Here is a 15808-nt window from a genome sequence, read left to right as displayed (position 1 = left end):
AGCAGCAGCCTAAAAAATCCTAATCTTTTAAACAATATATTGTTAACTGATTTTTCAAGATGCTATTTACCCAGTAGGTGGGATTTTAATCCCTCGTAGGTATCTATTTTAATGGATTTTTTCTCTTTATCCATCACCTTCTGAATTTGAGGAGGAATTTCCGGGGATAGCTCTAGGGTTTCCTCAACTACATCCAAGAATTTCACGGGATGGGCGGTTTCCAGAAAGATGCCATAGGTATCCGGATTGGATTTTTGATATTCCTTCAACCCCAAATATCCCACAGCTCCATGGGGGTCCGCAACATAACCGGATTGGGAATACACCTTTTTCATGGCCTCTTTGGTAGCTTCATCGGTAAAAGAGTAGGAGGAGAGATGCTCTTTAAGCGCATCAAAATTATCTTGGTATAAATGCCTAATTCGGATAAAATTACTAGGATCTCCCACATCCATGGCGTTGGAGATGGTCGCTATTGAAGGAACCGGTTCATATACCCCTTTTTGCATAAACTTCGGAACCACATCGTTCACATTTGTGGAAGCTACAAATTGCTTTACGGGCATCCCTAATTTTTGGGCCACCATACCCGCGCAAATATTTCCAAAGTTTCCCGAAGGGACAGAAAAAACAATTTCCTTTCCCTGTGATTTTGCTTGTTTGTAGGCAAACAAAAAATAGAATAACTGCGGAAGCCATCTTGCAATGTTGATACTGTTGGCAGAAGTCAATTTTCTGTGGTCCGTTATTTCAGTGTCCAAAAAGGCGGTTTTTACCATTCGTTGGCAATCGTCAAAAGTACCGTTAACCTCCATGGCTTCAATATTCTGCCCTAAAGTAGTAAGCTGCTTCTCCTGGATATCGCTCACCTTTCCGCTCGGATAAAGGATAACGACATTTACACCATCAACCCCCAAAAAACCATTTGCAACAGCTCCACCCGTATCCCCAGAAGTGGCAACAAGAACCGTAACATTGGTATCATTTCCTTTGGAAAAATAACCCAGACAGTTCGCCATAAAGCGAGCACCTACATCCTTGAAGGCCATGGTGGGACCGTGGAAAAGTTCCAAGGTAGCCACGTTTTCTTCTATTTCCACCACCGGGAAATCGAAATCCAACACATCTTCGATGATTTTTTTCAGGACATCATCGGGAATCTCTCCTTCAACGAATTGGTGGATGGCCCTAAAAGCAATCTCATGATTCGAAAGCGAGGTTATAGTGTCAAAAAACTCCTTTGGCAGTGGTGCAATCTTTTCAGGAAAATACAACCCCTTGTCTGGAGCTATCCCAGCTACTACGGCTTCCTTAAAAGAGGCTTGTATAGTATGGTCGTTTAAACTGTAAAAGTTCATAGGTTAGGCTAAAATTTTAACACCTTGGGTGTTGACTTTGGAAATATGTACGTCGAATGGGATTCCAATGTTTTGATAGGTTTCGTCCATGGATTCGGCTACTTTTTTGGCAGTCGCTTCTCCCTTGCTCAACGCAAAAATGGAAGGCCCGGAACCGGAAATTCCTCCACCTAAAGCTCCAGCTTTTATGGCATTGGTTTTAATAACATCAAAGCCAGGAATCAATATGGACCGTATGGGCTCAACAATATGGTCTTGGAGCGAACGGCCGATTAAATCATAATCCGATTGAAAGAGCCCGGCTACAAGTCCACCCACATTGCCCCATTGCTGAATGCCCTTTTCCAAAGTGATTTTGGTCTTTAAGATTTTTCTGGAATCCGATGTTTTTACCTCAATCTGCGGATGTATCACGGTAGCGAAAAGCTCGTCGGGCGTAGGTATGGGAATCACGTCCAAAGGCTCGTAACTTCTTACCAAGGTAAATCCGCCAAAAAGGGCAGGGGCCACATTGTCGGCGTGGGCCACATCACTGGCCAATTTTTCGCCCTGCATGGCAAATTGGACCAACTCCAAGGTTGAAAATGGTATGCCCAATAGTTGGTTCATGGCCCAAACAGCTCCAGCTGAACTGGCCGCACTACTTCCAATACCGCTTCCGGGTTTTATTTTCTTGTTGATTTCAATTTCAAAACCTCCGTTATAATCACTTTTTTCAAGCAGGGCCAACCCGGCAACCCCAGAGACGTTTTTGGAGGTTTCCAAAGGCAAATCCTGACCAGTGATTTTGGAAATTACAATGCCCTTTTCATCCGTTTTTCGAACGATCATTTCGTCGCCTACTGAATCCAAAGCAAGTCCTAAGACGTCAAATCCGCAGGATACATTGGCAATTGTGGCTGGGCAAAAGACTTTTATCGCTTCCATATCAAAAGTTTCCGATTCTGATGATATCCGCAAAGATACCGGAAGCGGTAACATCTGCACCGGCACCAGCACCTTTTATGATCATCGGTTGGTTGGGATAGCGTTCCGTAAAGAACAATACAATGTTGTCGCTGCCCTCCAAATTGTAAAAGTCGTGGCCTTTAGGGATTTTTTGAAGTCCAACTTTAGCTTTTCCTTCTTCAAACTGGGCTACATATTTAAGCTTGCTATCAGCATCCGCTGCTTCTTTGTACATTTTTTGGAAATCAGGCTCATATTTCTTCAGAGATTCAAAAAAGGCATCATTGGAATCGGTTTCCAAACTTTCCTTGGGTAGAAAGGACTCATTTTCGATATGGTCAATATCCAATTGGTTTCCACTTTCCCTCGCCAGAATGAGAATTTTTCGCATTACATCGATACCACTCAAATCGATAGTGGGGTCTGGTTCGGTATAACCTTCTTCCTGAGCTTGTTTCACCACATCATGAAAGGTGACGGAATCATCAAAATTGTTGAAAACAAAGTTCAGACTTCCGGATAACACCGCCTGGATTTTATTCACCTTATCGCCTGAAGCAATTAGGTTTTTAAGCGTATCAATGATAGGCAATCCCGCGCCTACATTGGTTTCGAACAAAAATGGTGCGTTGTATTTCTTCGCTAATTTTTTGAGCTCCTTGTAGAATGTATAATCCGAAGAACATGCAATTTTATTGCAGGTCACTACAGAGATGCTGTTCGTTAAATAGTTGGGATAACTTTGGGCGACTTCGTCGCTAGCGGTATTATCTACAAACACACTGTTTCTGAAGTTTAAGCTTTTGACTTTTTCAAAGAATGCGGCTTTATCTGCTTTTTTACCGTTTGCCAGAGCACTTTCCCAATGGTCAAGGTCAATTCCATTTTCATCAAAAACCATAGTTCTTGAATTGCTCATACCAATAACTCGAATGTTGAGTTGGAGCTCTTCTTTTAAATAGGAGTTCTGCTGTTGGATTTGCCCTAAAAACTTCGAACCCACATTTCCAACACCCATAACATAAAGGTTCAACTGCTTTATGTTTTCCTCAAAAAAGCGTTCATGAAGCGAGTTCAAGGCTTTTTTTACGTCTGTTTTGGCTATAACAGCTGAAATGTTACGTTCAGAAGCTCCTTGGGCAATGGCCCTGATATTCACGTTGTTTTTTCCAAGTGTGCTAAACATTTTACCACTCAAACCTTGATGGCTTTTCATATTGTCACCCACCAACGCAATGATGGCAAGATCCTTTTCTACCACAATAGGTTGAATCTTGTTGGTACTAATCTCATATTCAAAGGCTTGGTTTACGGCAACGACTGCCTTCTCAACGTCCTCTTCGGAAATTCCCACGCAAATTGAATGCTCCGAGGAAGCTTGTGTTATCAACACCACACTTATGTTTTCGAGTGAAAGTGTTTCAAAAAAGCGTTTGGAAATCCCTGGAATCCCGATCATGCCCGGACCTTCCAATGAAAGGAGGCTTATTCCACCCACATGACTAATACCTCTGACGGTCTTCCCATTCCCATTGGTACTTTTGGTGATACTGGTTCCGGGGTCACCGGGGGAAAACGTATTTTTAATAAGGATTGGAATTTGCTTGTTGAGCACAGGTTGGATAGTTGGAGGATACAACACTTTTGCTCCGAAGTGGGAAAGTTCCATAGCTTCTTCGTAGCTGATTTGCTCCACACATCTGGCCTGTTTCACCAATCTTGGATTGGCAGTGAACATACCGCTGACATCGGTCCAAATTTCCAAAACCTCCACATTTTGTGCCGCTGCAATGATAGCTGCCGTATAGTCGGACCCACCCCTGCCCAGAGTGGTCAGATTTCCATTACTGCTTGAAGCAACAAAACCTGGAAGCACAGTTATTTTGTGTGAGACCTCATTAAAATAGACATTGCAATTTTGATTGGTCAACGAAAAATCGACAGCTGCTTTGCCGTAGTTTTCATCAGTGATAATGAGTTCCTTGCTATCTTTCAATTCGGCATCAATACCTTCTGATTTAAAAAACTCGCTGATAATGAACGAGGAAAGCAATTCCCCATAGCTCACGATTTTGTCGGATAGTTTTGGTGTTAGTTCACCTATCAAAAAAGAACCTTCGAGTAAAGTTTCCAAAGTGTTCAAGTCACTTTTGACCTGGCTAAGGATGCTACTTTGCTTTTGAACCGGGATAAGTTCCTTTATGATGGAAATGTGCCTTTCCTCAATGTCCTGAAGCTCCTTTTTATAGGCTAAATCCTGATTGGAAGCCAAGGTGGATGTGTTGAGCAACAAATCGGTAATTCCGCCGAACGCGGATACAACGACCGCCACTTTATCGGACTTGATTTCTTCTACTATAGATTTGACTCGATTTATATTTTTAGGATTGGCTACCGAAGTACCACCAAACTTTAAGACTTTCATGATTAATTATGTTGTAAAATGTTGAAAATGATTTAATAAACGGACGGAAATAATATGCAGACTACCCCAAAGGGGTGGTAATAGTCAAAGTGAAGATAGATGAAGAAGTTTCCATCGCTAAAGGCTTGATATCCGTTTGTTTAAATTGCATTGTACAATAATCAGGGTCAAAAGTAGTACTTTTGAGAGCTTCTTCAAACGATTCTTAAATTTTTACGAAATCTATTACAATTGTTATTTTTTCTTATTGAATGAAAATATTTACTGCCGAACAGATCTATCAAGCTGATAAATTCACAATTGCCAAACAACAGATTGCCAGTGATGAACTTATGGAAAGAGCTGCGCTTAAGTTGTTTGAGTGGATGCATTCCCGGTTACAGGGCGCCCAAGTGACCATTCATCTTTTTTGTGGTATAGGTAACAACGGAGGGGATGGAATAGCCTTGGCCAGGCACCTTCACGAGCATGGTTATAATATTAAGGTTCACGTCGTAAATTATAGCGAGAAGCGTTCCAAAGATTTTCTTTTAAACCTCGAACGGTTAAAAGATAGAAAAATATGGCCCGAGTTTATCAATGAAGAAACCTCTCCGCCAGAGATTACTCCGAACGATATTATTGTTGACGCCATTTTTGGAATAGGCCTGAACCGCAAGCCTGATGAATGGGTTGGTAAAATCATTAAACATATTAATGCTTCCCGAGCTTTTGTATTGTCTGTTGATATCCCTTCGGGTTTACCAATGGATAGGATGCCATGGAATATGGCCCATGTCGTTGAAGCGAGCTATGTTTTGAGCTTTCAAGCGCCCAAACTGGTATTTTTCCTCCCGCAAACAGGAGTTTTTATCAATCAATGGGAAATTCTGGACATTGGTTTGGATGCCGAATTTATGTCCACTACCGAGAGTCCTTACGAATTGGTTGGAAAATCAGCTGTTTTGAGGATGTACCGACCCAGACTGAAATTTTCCCATAAAGGAACTTATGGCCATTCAGTAATTGTAGGGGGGAGTTATGGAAAAATAGGTGCTGTACAATTGGCCTGTAAGGCTTGCCTATTGGCCGGAAGTGGTTTGGTTACGGCATATGTTCCCGAGTGCGGGTACCATTCATTGCAAACAGCAGCTCCTGAACTTATGGTTCTGACCGATGAGGAAGATGAGCAGATTACTCAAATCGATATTCCCTTTACGCCTTCCACCATTGGGATTGGCATGGGCATGGGCACCGCAGCGGAAACTGTTAAGGCTTTCGGTGAGCTTTTAAAGAAAACAACTGCTCCCATGGTCATAGATGCCGATGGATTGAATATGTTGGCCAAAAACCCCAAATTGTTGAAAGATGTTCCTGAGCGATCCGTGCTTACCCCACATCCTAAAGAATTGGAACGACTGTTAGGAAAATGGGAAGACGATTTCGAAAAGCTGGAAAAAGCAAAGCGTTTTACTTCCGAATATGGGTGTATCCTTTTGATAAAGGGGGCACATACCATGATTGTCGAAGGCAACAAGATCTACATAAATTCTACCGGTAACCCAGGATTGGCAACGGCTGGAAGCGGCGATGTGCTCATGGGACTAATAACTGGATTAATTGCCCAAGGATATGAACCTTTACAGGGTGCCATCTTTGGAGTTTATCTACATGGGCTGGCAGGCGATATTAAAGCTTCAAAGATTGGATATGAAGCCTTGATAGCTTCAGGCATAATTGATAATATAGGAATGGCTTATATGGAATTACTCAGACCTCCAGAGCGAACAGAGGTCAACAACGGCGAAGCTTAAATCTTATTCTTTTTCTGACCGTTCTTAAGTCTTTTCTTTACCCATGCCAATGCATTGTCGTATTCAATAAAGAATTCCATGTTCTTCTTATAGAAGAGCTTCTCTATCTTAAAATTATGCATGTCTATTTCCTTTTTGGAAACAATGGCGAAGGCTTTGAGATTCTTCATTCCCCTTAAATAGTTGTATACGGTGGGGTCAACGGCATATGAATTTTTACGAAGGCTTATATAACCAAAATCCTTATCCCTAAAATGTATTTCCGAAATTCCGATGATTTGATAGGTGCGTTCCAAAGTTACCGTGGCGCCTTCATCAAAAGTGGCAACCATATAATCGTCAAAAACCTGGACGCTTCCAATCTCTAACTGGTATTCTCGTACTACAACAGCTTTCTTTGTAGAAGCAAATTTCATTCCCCCAAATAATTATAGTGTCTCAAGACGAAAGTATGGGGAAAGGTCAGAGCAGGGAAAAATAAACGATTAAAAGCGTAAATATCGTTTGTAAGGTAAGTTAGGGCATAAAAAAAGCCGACCGACGGTCGGCTCTATCATTTGTACATTTATACCTATCCATCGGCCTTCGGTGATTTCTCAGGCTTCTTAATAGTAATGTTCAATTCTTCTTTTTTCTCGTTTAAATCGATAAAAATACTATCCCCTTCACCTAGCTTGGAATTTACAATTTCCTCTGCCAGGGCATCTTCAATATATTTTTGAATAGCTCTTTTTAAAGGTCGGGCACCATATTGCTTGTCAAAACCTTTGTCAGCAATATAATCCTTGGCCTTATCGGATAGTTTAAGATCATAACCTATATCTTTGATTCTTGCGTAAAGCTTGTTCAGTTCAATATCGATGATCTTGTGGATATCTTCACGCTCCAATGGATTAAACACGATTACGTCGTCAATCCTGTTCAAGAATTCCGGTGCGAACGCCTTTTTCAGCGCATTTTCGATAACACTTTTCTGGTGACTATCGGCTTGGGCCTTTTTAGCCGCAGTTCCGAAACCTACTCCTTGGCCGAAATCCTTCAACTGTCGTGCCCCAATGTTTGAGGTCATAATGATGATAGTGTTTCTGAAATCTATCTTTCTTCCTAAACTATCTGTCAAATATCCATCATCCAGAACCTGAAGCAACATATTGAATACATCGGGATGAGCCTTTTCAACTTCGTCCAAAAGAATCACCGAATAAGGCTTACGACGTACTTTTTCAGTAAGTTGTCCACCTTCTTCATAACCAACATATCCAGGAGGTGCGCCTACTAGCCTCGAAATCGCAAATTTTTCCATGTATTCGCTCATATCGATTCGGATAAGGGCATCCTCAGAATCAAAAAGTTCTTTAGCCAGAATCTTGGCCAATTGTGTTTTTCCAACGCCCGTTTGACCTAAGAATATAAACGACCCAATGGGTTTATTGGGGTCTTTGAGTCCCGCACGGTTTCTTTGTATGGCTTTAGCAACTTTGGCAACCGCTTCATCTTGCCCGATAACAAAGCCTTTGATAAGGTCGGGAAGTTCAGCAAGTTTGTTGCTTTCTGTTTGCGCTATTCTGTTCACAGGGATACCACTCATCATGGAAACCACATCGGCAACATTATCTTCAGATACCGTTTCGCGGTGCAGTTTGCTTTCTTCTTCCCACCGTTCTTGGGCAGCGGCCAACTCTTTTTCCAAACGTTTTTCATCATCCCGAAGTTTTGCTGCCTCTTCGTATTTCTGTTTTTTAACAACGCTGTTTTTAAGCTCCCGAACATCATCAAGTTGATTTTCGAGCTCTAAAATTTGTTTGGGAACATCCATGTTCACAATATGAACACGGGAACCAGCTTCATCAAGGGCATCAATGGCCTTGTCCGGTAAAAACCTATCCGTCATATAACGATTGGTCAATTTTACACAGGCAATAATGGCATCATCCGTATAATTTACATTGTGATGATCTTCGTACTTACTCTTGATGTTCATCAAAATCTCAATGGTCTCTTCAACAGTTGTGGGTTCCACCATCACCTTTTGAAAGCGTCGTTCCAAAGCACCATCTTTTTCGATATACTGACGATACTCATCAAGCGTGGTTGCTCCTATACATTGAATTTCACCTCTGGCCAATGCCGGTTTGAACATATTGGAAGCATCTAAACTTCCAGTTGCTCCACCTGCACCAACGATGGTATGGATTTCATCAATAAAGAGAATGATATCGTCATTCTTTTCCAGTTCGTTCATTACTGCCTTCATGCGTTCCTCGAACTGACCACGATATTTGGTACCGGCGACCAATGAAGCCAAATCAAGAGTAACTACCCGCTTGTTGTAAAGGATTCGCGAAACCTTCTTATTGATTATTCTAAGTGCCAACCCTTCGGCAATTGCACTTTTACCAACACCGGGTTCTCCAATAAGTAAGGGGTTGTTCTTCTTTCGTCTGCTCAATATTTGGGAAACCCGCTCAATCTCTTTTTCTCGTCCTACAACAGGGTCAAGTTTGTTTTCCTCCGCCAATCGGGTAAGGTCACGTCCGAAATTGTCCAGAACGGGAGTCTTAGACTTTTTACTTCCTTTTTGTGAAGAACTTGAGCCGAATGTACTTTCTTTAGAATCCCCTGTATCCTCCGGATCACTTGGGAAAGAAGAATCAGCCTGCGGAGAATCTAGATAATCGTCATCACTGGTAATCATGGATTTGAACTGGTCCTTCACATTATCATAATCCACCTTAAGCTTGTGTAGCAGCTTTGTGGTAGGGTCATTTTCGTTTCTTAGGATACAAAGCAGTAAATGGGCTGTATTTATAGAAGAACTTTGAAAGAGCTTGGCTTCCAAAAACGTGGTTTTTAGCGCACGTTCTGCCTGTCTTGTCAGATGTAGGTTCTTTTTGTCTTTTTGAATTGTTCCGGTATTCGGATTGGCCGGGCTAAGGATTTCCACTTTTCTTCTCAAGTGGTCCAAATCAACATCCAAGGCATCCAGGATGTTGATGGCCTTGCCATTGCCATCACGTAAAAGACCCAGCATTAAATGTTCTGTTCCAATAAAATCATGCCCCAGTCTTAGGGCCTCCTCCTTGCTATATGCTATAACGTCTTTTACTCTTGGGGAAAAATTATCGTCCATACACTACCTTTTCAGCAATTAAAATTAATAAAAGTATCATTACCGTAGTCAAATACCGTACCCATAATCGATAAACTTGTAGTAAAAGTCGAAATAAAACGCTTTTTTGACAGAGTTTAACAAAGTTTTATCAGCATTTGTCGGTGAAAAATACTGTTGATAATTTTTTTAATAAAGTAGGGTGTAGTTGTTTTGAAAGGTGCGATTTTGCGTATATTGCCGTGATATTTTAACCGCAAAAAACAAACGGATTTTAGCATGGCTGAAGGAGAAAAGTTAATTCCTATCAACATTGAAGATGAGATGAAATCTGCCTACATTGATTATTCAATGTCGGTCATTGTGTCACGAGCTCTGCCAGATGTCAGGGACGGACTTAAACCTGTTCACCGAAGAGTACTTTTTGGGATGCACGAATTGGGTGTTAGATCTACAAGTGCACATAAAAAATCTGCCCGTATTGTCGGGGAGGTTTTGGGTAAATATCACCCACACGGTGATACTTCAGTATATGACACCATGGTGCGTATGGCCCAGGAATGGAGTCTTAGATACATGTTGATAGACGGTCAGGGTAACTTTGGATCGGTAGATGGTGATAGCCCCGCGGCTATGCGATATACTGAAGCTCGAATGCGAAAAATAGCCGACGAGATGTTGGCTGATATTGATAAGGACACCGTTGATCATCAGCTTAATTTTGATGACTCCCTACAAGAGCCCACAGTGCTGCCAACACGGGTTCCAAACCTTTTGGTGAATGGAGCTTCTGGTATTGCAGTAGGTATGGCGACCAATATGCCTCCCCATAATTTATCAGAGGTGGTTGATGGCACGATCGCTTATATCGACAACAATGATATTGAAATCGATGAGCTCATAACACATATCAAAGCACCGGATTTTCCAACAGGAGGAATCATCTACGGATACGACGGTGTAAAAGAAGCTTTCCATACCGGTAGAGGTCGGGTGGTAATGCGTGCCAAAGCTTCGTTTGAAGAAGTTCAGGGCAGGGAATGTATTATTGTTACCGAGATTCCTTATCAAGTGAACAAGGCCGATATGATCAAGAAAACGGCCGATCTTGTCAACGACAAAAAGATTGAAGGAATTTCTACGATTCGGGATGAATCCGATAGAAAGGGAATGCGTATCGTCTACATACTTAAGAGAGACGCCATTCCGAATATCGTGCTCAATATGCTTTACAAGTATACGGCACTTCAATCTTCCTTTAGTGTCAACAATATTGCCTTGGTGAATGGAAGACCACGATTACTTAATCTAAAGGAAATTATCCACCATTTTGTTGAACATCGACATGAAGTGGTTGTCCGAAGGACAAAATTTGAGCTAAAGAAAGCCGAGGACCGTGCTCATATCCTTGAAGGACTTATCATTGCTTCGGATAATATTGATGAGGTGATAGCCTTGATAAGGGCGTCATCCAATGTTGAGGAGGCCAGAAATGGCTTGATGGAGCGTTTCAAGCTTACTGAAATACAGGCCAAAGCCATAGTTGAGATGCGCTTGCGTCAGCTTACAGGTCTGGAACAAGATAAATTAAGAGAGGAATACGAAGAACTTAAAAAGACCATAGAGGACCTTAAAGACATTCTTGCCAAAAAAGAACGTAGAATGGAAATCATCAAGGAAGAATTGCTTGAGGTCAAGGAAAAATATGGCGATGAAAGAAGATCTGAGATAAACTTTGCCGGTGGTGATTTGAGCATCGAGGATATGATTCCAGATGAGCAGGTAGTGATTACCATTTCACATGCTGGTTATATTAAAAGGACTCCTTTGACTGAATACAAGACCCAAAATAGGGGTGGCGTCGGACAAAAAGCGTCCTCAACTAGAAATGAAGACTTCTTGGAGCATTTGTTTGTTGGTACCAACCATCAATATATGTTGTTCTTTACCCAAAAGGGGAAGTGTTTTTGGATGCGGGTTTATGAAATTCCTGAAGGAAGCAGAACTTCCAAAGGAAGAGCCATCCAAAACTTGATCAATATTGAGCAAGAGGACAAAGTGAAGGCATTCATTTGTACCCAAGACCTTAAAGATGAGGACTACGTCAATTCACATTATGTGATCATGGCGACCAAAAAGGGTACGGTCAAGAAAACATCTTTGGAACAATACTCGAGACCACGTCAAAATGGAATCAATGCAATTACCATTAGGGAGGAAGATGAATTGCTAGAAGCAAAACTTACCACAGGAACGAGCCAGATTTTCTTGGGATTAAAATCAGGAAAAGCCATTCGCTTTGAAGAAAGTAAGACGCGTCCAATGGGTAGGAATGCTTCAGGTGTAAGGGGAATTACCTTGGCAAACGACAAAGATGAGGTGATAGGAATGGTTTCTGTCCATAATTTTGAAGATGATATCCTAGTAGTGTCTGAGAACGGTTACGGTAAGCGATCAACCATTGATGATTATCGTATCACCAATAGAGGAGGTAAAGGGGTAAAAACGATTTCCATAACCGAAAAAACGGGAGGCCTGGTAGCTATAAAGAATGTTTCTGATACGGATGACCTAATGATCATCAACAAATCAGGTATTGCCATTCGAATGGGTGTTGAAGACCTTCGTGTCATGGGAAGGGCAACCCAAGGTGTAAGACTTATCAATTTAAAGGATAAAGATTCCATTGCAGCTGTTGCAAAAGTGATGAAAGATGAGGATGCCGTTGAAGAAGCGGATATCCTTAATATTGAGGTGAATGGGGAAGATGGCACGGCAATTGATAATACTACGGACGAAAACAAGAAAGAATAATCATAAACACTAATAATTACATTTAAGATGAAGACTAAAGTTTTAATGCTATTAGCAATAGGGATTTCAACGATGGGTTTTTCCCAAAAAGCTGAAATCAAGGCAGCGGAAAAGGCGCTTAAAGGAGGAGATGCTGCTAGTGCGAAAGCTTCAATTGATAGCGCTGCCTCTTTGATTGATGCTGCTGATGCCAGAGTTCAGGCACAATACTATGCGATAAAGGGCAATGTTTATGCTGACTTGGCCAAAAAAGGTGATGCAACAGCTTTTCAACCCGCAATTGATGCCTACAAAAAGGTAATTTCTGTTGAAGAAGCCAGTGGAAAAGAAAAGTACACCACTGTAGCTACACAAAGCTTGTCGCAAATGACAGCTGATTTGATCAATGCTGCCGTAGAGGACAATAACAACAAAAAGTTTGATGAGGCTGCAGATAAGCTTTACTTAGGATATCAGTTAAGCCCACAGGACACTCTTTACCTTTACTATGCAGCTAGTAGTGCGGTTAATGGGCAGAACTATGAAAAAGCATTAACTTACTACAACGAACTAAAGGAAGTGGGATACGATGGAAGTGGTGTTACCTATACAGCAGTAAATGTTGAAACAGGAGAGGTCGATACCATGGATAAAAACACTAGGGACCTTTATGTTAAAGCAGGAACCCACAAGGATCCAAAAGAAGAAAGAACACCTTCCAAAAAGGCAGAGATAGTCAAGAATATTGCGTTGATCTACCAACAACTTGGGGATAATGACAAAGCTTTGGCTGCTTATTCCGATGCTAGAACAGTTGATCCAGACGATGTAAACCTTGTGCTCGGAGAAGCCAATCTTCATTATGCTATGGGGGATAAGGAAAAGTTTAAGGTTCTGATGTCAGAAGCTTCCAATATGGCTCCGGATAATGCCGATTTGCTTTACAATATTGGTGTAATCAACATGGAACAAGGAAACTTGGAAGAGGCAAGAGATGCTTACCGCAAGACATTGGCTGTTGATCCAGGTTATATAAACGCCCTTTTGAACCTTTCTACGACCTATGTCAATGAAGGTAACGGTCTTATTGATGAAATGAACAATCTAGGTAGCTCTAGGTCTGATATTGCTAGGTATGATGAGCTGAAAAAACAAAAAGATGACCTGTTCTTGGAAGGTGCCAAAGTTTTGGAAGATGCCTTGAAAACAAACCCTGATAACCAAGGGGTGCTTTCACAGCTTAAGAATATCTACGGAGCTTTGGGAGATACCGATAATTTTATGCGTATCAAAAAGCTTTTGGGAGAATAATTCATTTTCCAGAATATAAAAAAAGCCCCATGTAATGGGGCCTTTTTTATTACAGTACTTTTTTAATCACCCTTAACTTATGGGTATATAGTTTTTCTTCTGCGTTGAAGATTCCCGTGTGATCCAGCCGATCAATACGGACATGTCCGTTAACATGTATAATGTAATTATCCTCTAAAATAATCCCCACATGGTCAATAATACCTTCATTATTATCGAAAAAGGCCAAATCCCCTGGCTCACTCTCTTCAATAAAGCTCAGGACCTCTCCCTGTTTGGATTGGGCTTCTGCTTCCCGTTTTAACCCATGTCCATTTATCCTATACACCATTTGGGTAAATCCAGAGCAATCTATTCCAAATGGTGTTTTTCCACCTTTTTGATAGGGAGCTTTGAGATATAACAAGGCAGTGTCTACCAAGTTTTCTTTTTCGGTTGTTCCATTAACGCAGTTTCCTTCAAATGTGTGTCCGAGTAAACCGGTAACGGAAATAACAGAACCCAAGAGAATGGGAAGTAACATTTCGTCCTCCGTGCAGATATGAGAAATAATATCTGAGGAGATTTTTGAATTGTCTTGGGAATTCAACACTTCATAATCTTCTTCCTGAATAAATCTGATTTGATTGTTCGTCACCCAACCCTCGCAACCATCATAAGCCACACGAATTCTACTCCAGAACTTCCTTTTTTCCAATACCTTAAAATAGTCTCCATATAAGAGTTGGGAGAGCATTTCCGTAGTATCATCCGGAGATATACGAATGGGAACAATGCTTAAGTGGCAAACTCCGTATTGCATTTGAGGTCCCTAAACTGAATTAGTTTCTTTCAAGAACAATTGCAGAAGCGCCTCCACCACCGTTGCAAATTGCAGCCGCACCCAGCTTTCCTTTGTTCTGTTCAAGTACGCTGAGCAAGGTAATAGTGATTCGAGCTCCGGAACAACCCAGTGGGTGCCCTAAGGAGACGGCACCTCCATTCACATTGACATTGGAATCATTAAGGCCTAAAAGTTTCATATTGGCAAGGCCTACAACCGAAAAAGCCTCGTTAAATTCAAAGAAATCTATAGCATCGATTGCAACACCAGCTCTATCCAATGCTTTGGGCAATGCCTTTGCAGGAGCCGTGGTAAACCATTTTGGTTCATGCGCGGCATCAGCATAACCTTTTATTGTTGCCAAAGGAGTCAGATTCAGTTCCTTGGCTTTTTCCTCGCTCATTAGCACAACAGCTGCCGCACCATCGTTGATGGTAGAAGCGTTGGCTGCGGTAACCGTACCTTCTTTGGTAAAGGCAGGACGCAAAGCTGGAATCTTTTCCATTTTTACGTTTTTATATTCTTCATCCTCACTCACCACAATGGGTTCACCTCTTCGCTGTGGAACTTCCACAGGAACAACTTCATCAGCAAATTTACCGGCTTCCCATGCAGCTGCGGATCTCTCATATGATTGAATGGCAAAAGCATCCTGGTCTTCGCGACTAAAATCGTGCTCAACCGCACATGCATCTGCGCACACACCCATGGCATTCTGGTCATAGACATCGACCAGACCATCTTTTTGCATTCCATCCACCAATGTGGCCGGACCAAATTTCAGTCCATTGCGCATGTACGAATAATGTGGAATAAGGCTCATGTTTTCCATTCCGCCTGCAACAACAATCGAATTTTCACCAAGGGCAATGGACTGGGCAGCTTGCATTATTGATTTCATTCCCGAAGCACATACCTTGTTAACAGTTGTGCAAGGAACAGAATCAGGAATTCCAGCGTAAATAGCAGCTTGTCTGGCAGGTGCTTGACCTGTGCCAGCTTGGACAACATTTCCCATTAAAACTTCTTCAACCTGCTCGGGTTTTAAACCAATTTTATCCAAGGCTCCCTTAATAGCTACTGCCCCTAATTTTGGGGCTGGAATACTGGATAAAGCGCCCATAAAACTACCTATTGGAGTTCTTGCGACGGAAACGATAACAACTTTATTCATCTATGCATTTTTACTGTTGCGAAAATACTAAAATTAAATGCAATGCTTGTGCGTCAAAAGCCTGCCATACTTCT

Annotated in this window: 10 protein-coding genes; 3 read left to right on the top strand and 7 right to left on the bottom strand. The window is 41.7% G+C overall.

Going from position 1 to position 15808, the window contains the following annotated elements; all coding sequences use genetic code 11:
- Positions 1–62 precede the first annotated feature (62 nt).
- From thrC to thrA, 3 genes are read right to left on the bottom strand one after another with little or no spacing between them, the layout of a single operon-like run.
- A complete protein-coding gene (gene thrC, locus ACULLH_RS14700) occupies positions 63–1358 on the bottom strand; it encodes a threonine synthase (protein WP_454089510.1) in 1296 nt (431 codons plus the stop codon).
- 3 nt (positions 1359–1361) lie between these two features.
- Entirely contained in the window at positions 1362–2285 is a 924-nt protein-coding gene (locus tag ACULLH_RS14695) for a homoserine kinase (protein WP_454089509.1), read from the bottom strand.
- A 1-nt stretch (position 2286) separates the two neighbouring features.
- On the bottom strand, positions 2287–4731 hold the full coding sequence (thrA, locus tag ACULLH_RS14690) for a bifunctional aspartate kinase/homoserine dehydrogenase I (protein WP_454089508.1): 2445 nt from the start codon (positions 4729–4731) through the stop codon (positions 2287–2289).
- Between the two features lie 251 nt (positions 4732–4982).
- Here thrA and ACULLH_RS14685 point away from each other — a divergent pair, with 251 nt between their 5' ends.
- Complete coding sequence (locus ACULLH_RS14685; RefSeq protein ID WP_454089507.1) at positions 4983–6524, top strand: NAD(P)H-hydrate dehydratase; 1542 nt, start codon at positions 4983–4985, stop codon at positions 6522–6524.
- Here ACULLH_RS14685 and ACULLH_RS14680 read toward each other — a convergent pair.
- Both ACULLH_RS14680 and ACULLH_RS14675 read right to left on the bottom strand, forming a co-directional pair.
- On the bottom strand, positions 6521–6940 hold the full coding sequence (locus ACULLH_RS14680) for an STAS/SEC14 domain-containing protein (RefSeq protein ID WP_454089506.1): 420 nt from the start codon (positions 6938–6940) through the stop codon (positions 6521–6523). The genes ACULLH_RS14685 and ACULLH_RS14680 overlap by 4 nt on opposite strands.
- 155 nt (positions 6941–7095) lie before the next feature.
- Positions 7096–9654: an ATP-dependent Clp protease ATP-binding subunit gene (locus tag ACULLH_RS14675; protein ID WP_454089505.1), complete on the bottom strand. Its 2559-nt coding sequence runs from the start codon at positions 9652–9654 to the stop codon at positions 7096–7098.
- A 258-nt stretch (positions 9655–9912) separates the two neighbouring features.
- On the opposite strand from ACULLH_RS14675, the gene gyrA reads away from it, so the two are divergent.
- Positions 9913–12447 carry a DNA gyrase subunit A gene (gene gyrA, locus ACULLH_RS14670; RefSeq protein ID WP_454089504.1) on the top strand — a complete coding sequence of 845 codons (2535 nt, stop codon included), beginning with the start codon at positions 9913–9915 and terminating at the stop codon, positions 12445–12447.
- A 27-nt stretch (positions 12448–12474) separates the two neighbouring features.
- On the top strand, positions 12475–13737 hold the full coding sequence (locus ACULLH_RS14665) for a tetratricopeptide repeat protein (RefSeq protein WP_454089503.1): 1263 nt from the start codon (positions 12475–12477) through the stop codon (positions 13735–13737).
- A 49-nt stretch (positions 13738–13786) separates the two neighbouring features.
- Here the strand turns inward: ACULLH_RS14665 and ACULLH_RS14660 are convergent, their stop codons facing one another.
- Entirely contained in the window at positions 13787–14539 is a 753-nt protein-coding gene (locus tag ACULLH_RS14660) for a C40 family peptidase (RefSeq protein WP_454089502.1), read from the bottom strand.
- A gap of 19 nt (positions 14540–14558) precedes the next feature.
- Positions 14559–15734, bottom strand: coding sequence for an acetyl-CoA C-acyltransferase (locus ACULLH_RS14655; RefSeq protein ID WP_454089501.1), 1176 nt, complete (start codon positions 15732–15734; stop codon positions 14559–14561).
- Positions 15735–15808: the final 74 nt, after the last annotated feature.

Source organism: Flagellimonas sp. 2504JD4-2 (assembly GCF_053642935.1).
Note: the sequence above shows the minus strand (reverse complement) of the source record. Positions and strands in the feature narration are given on the sequence as shown.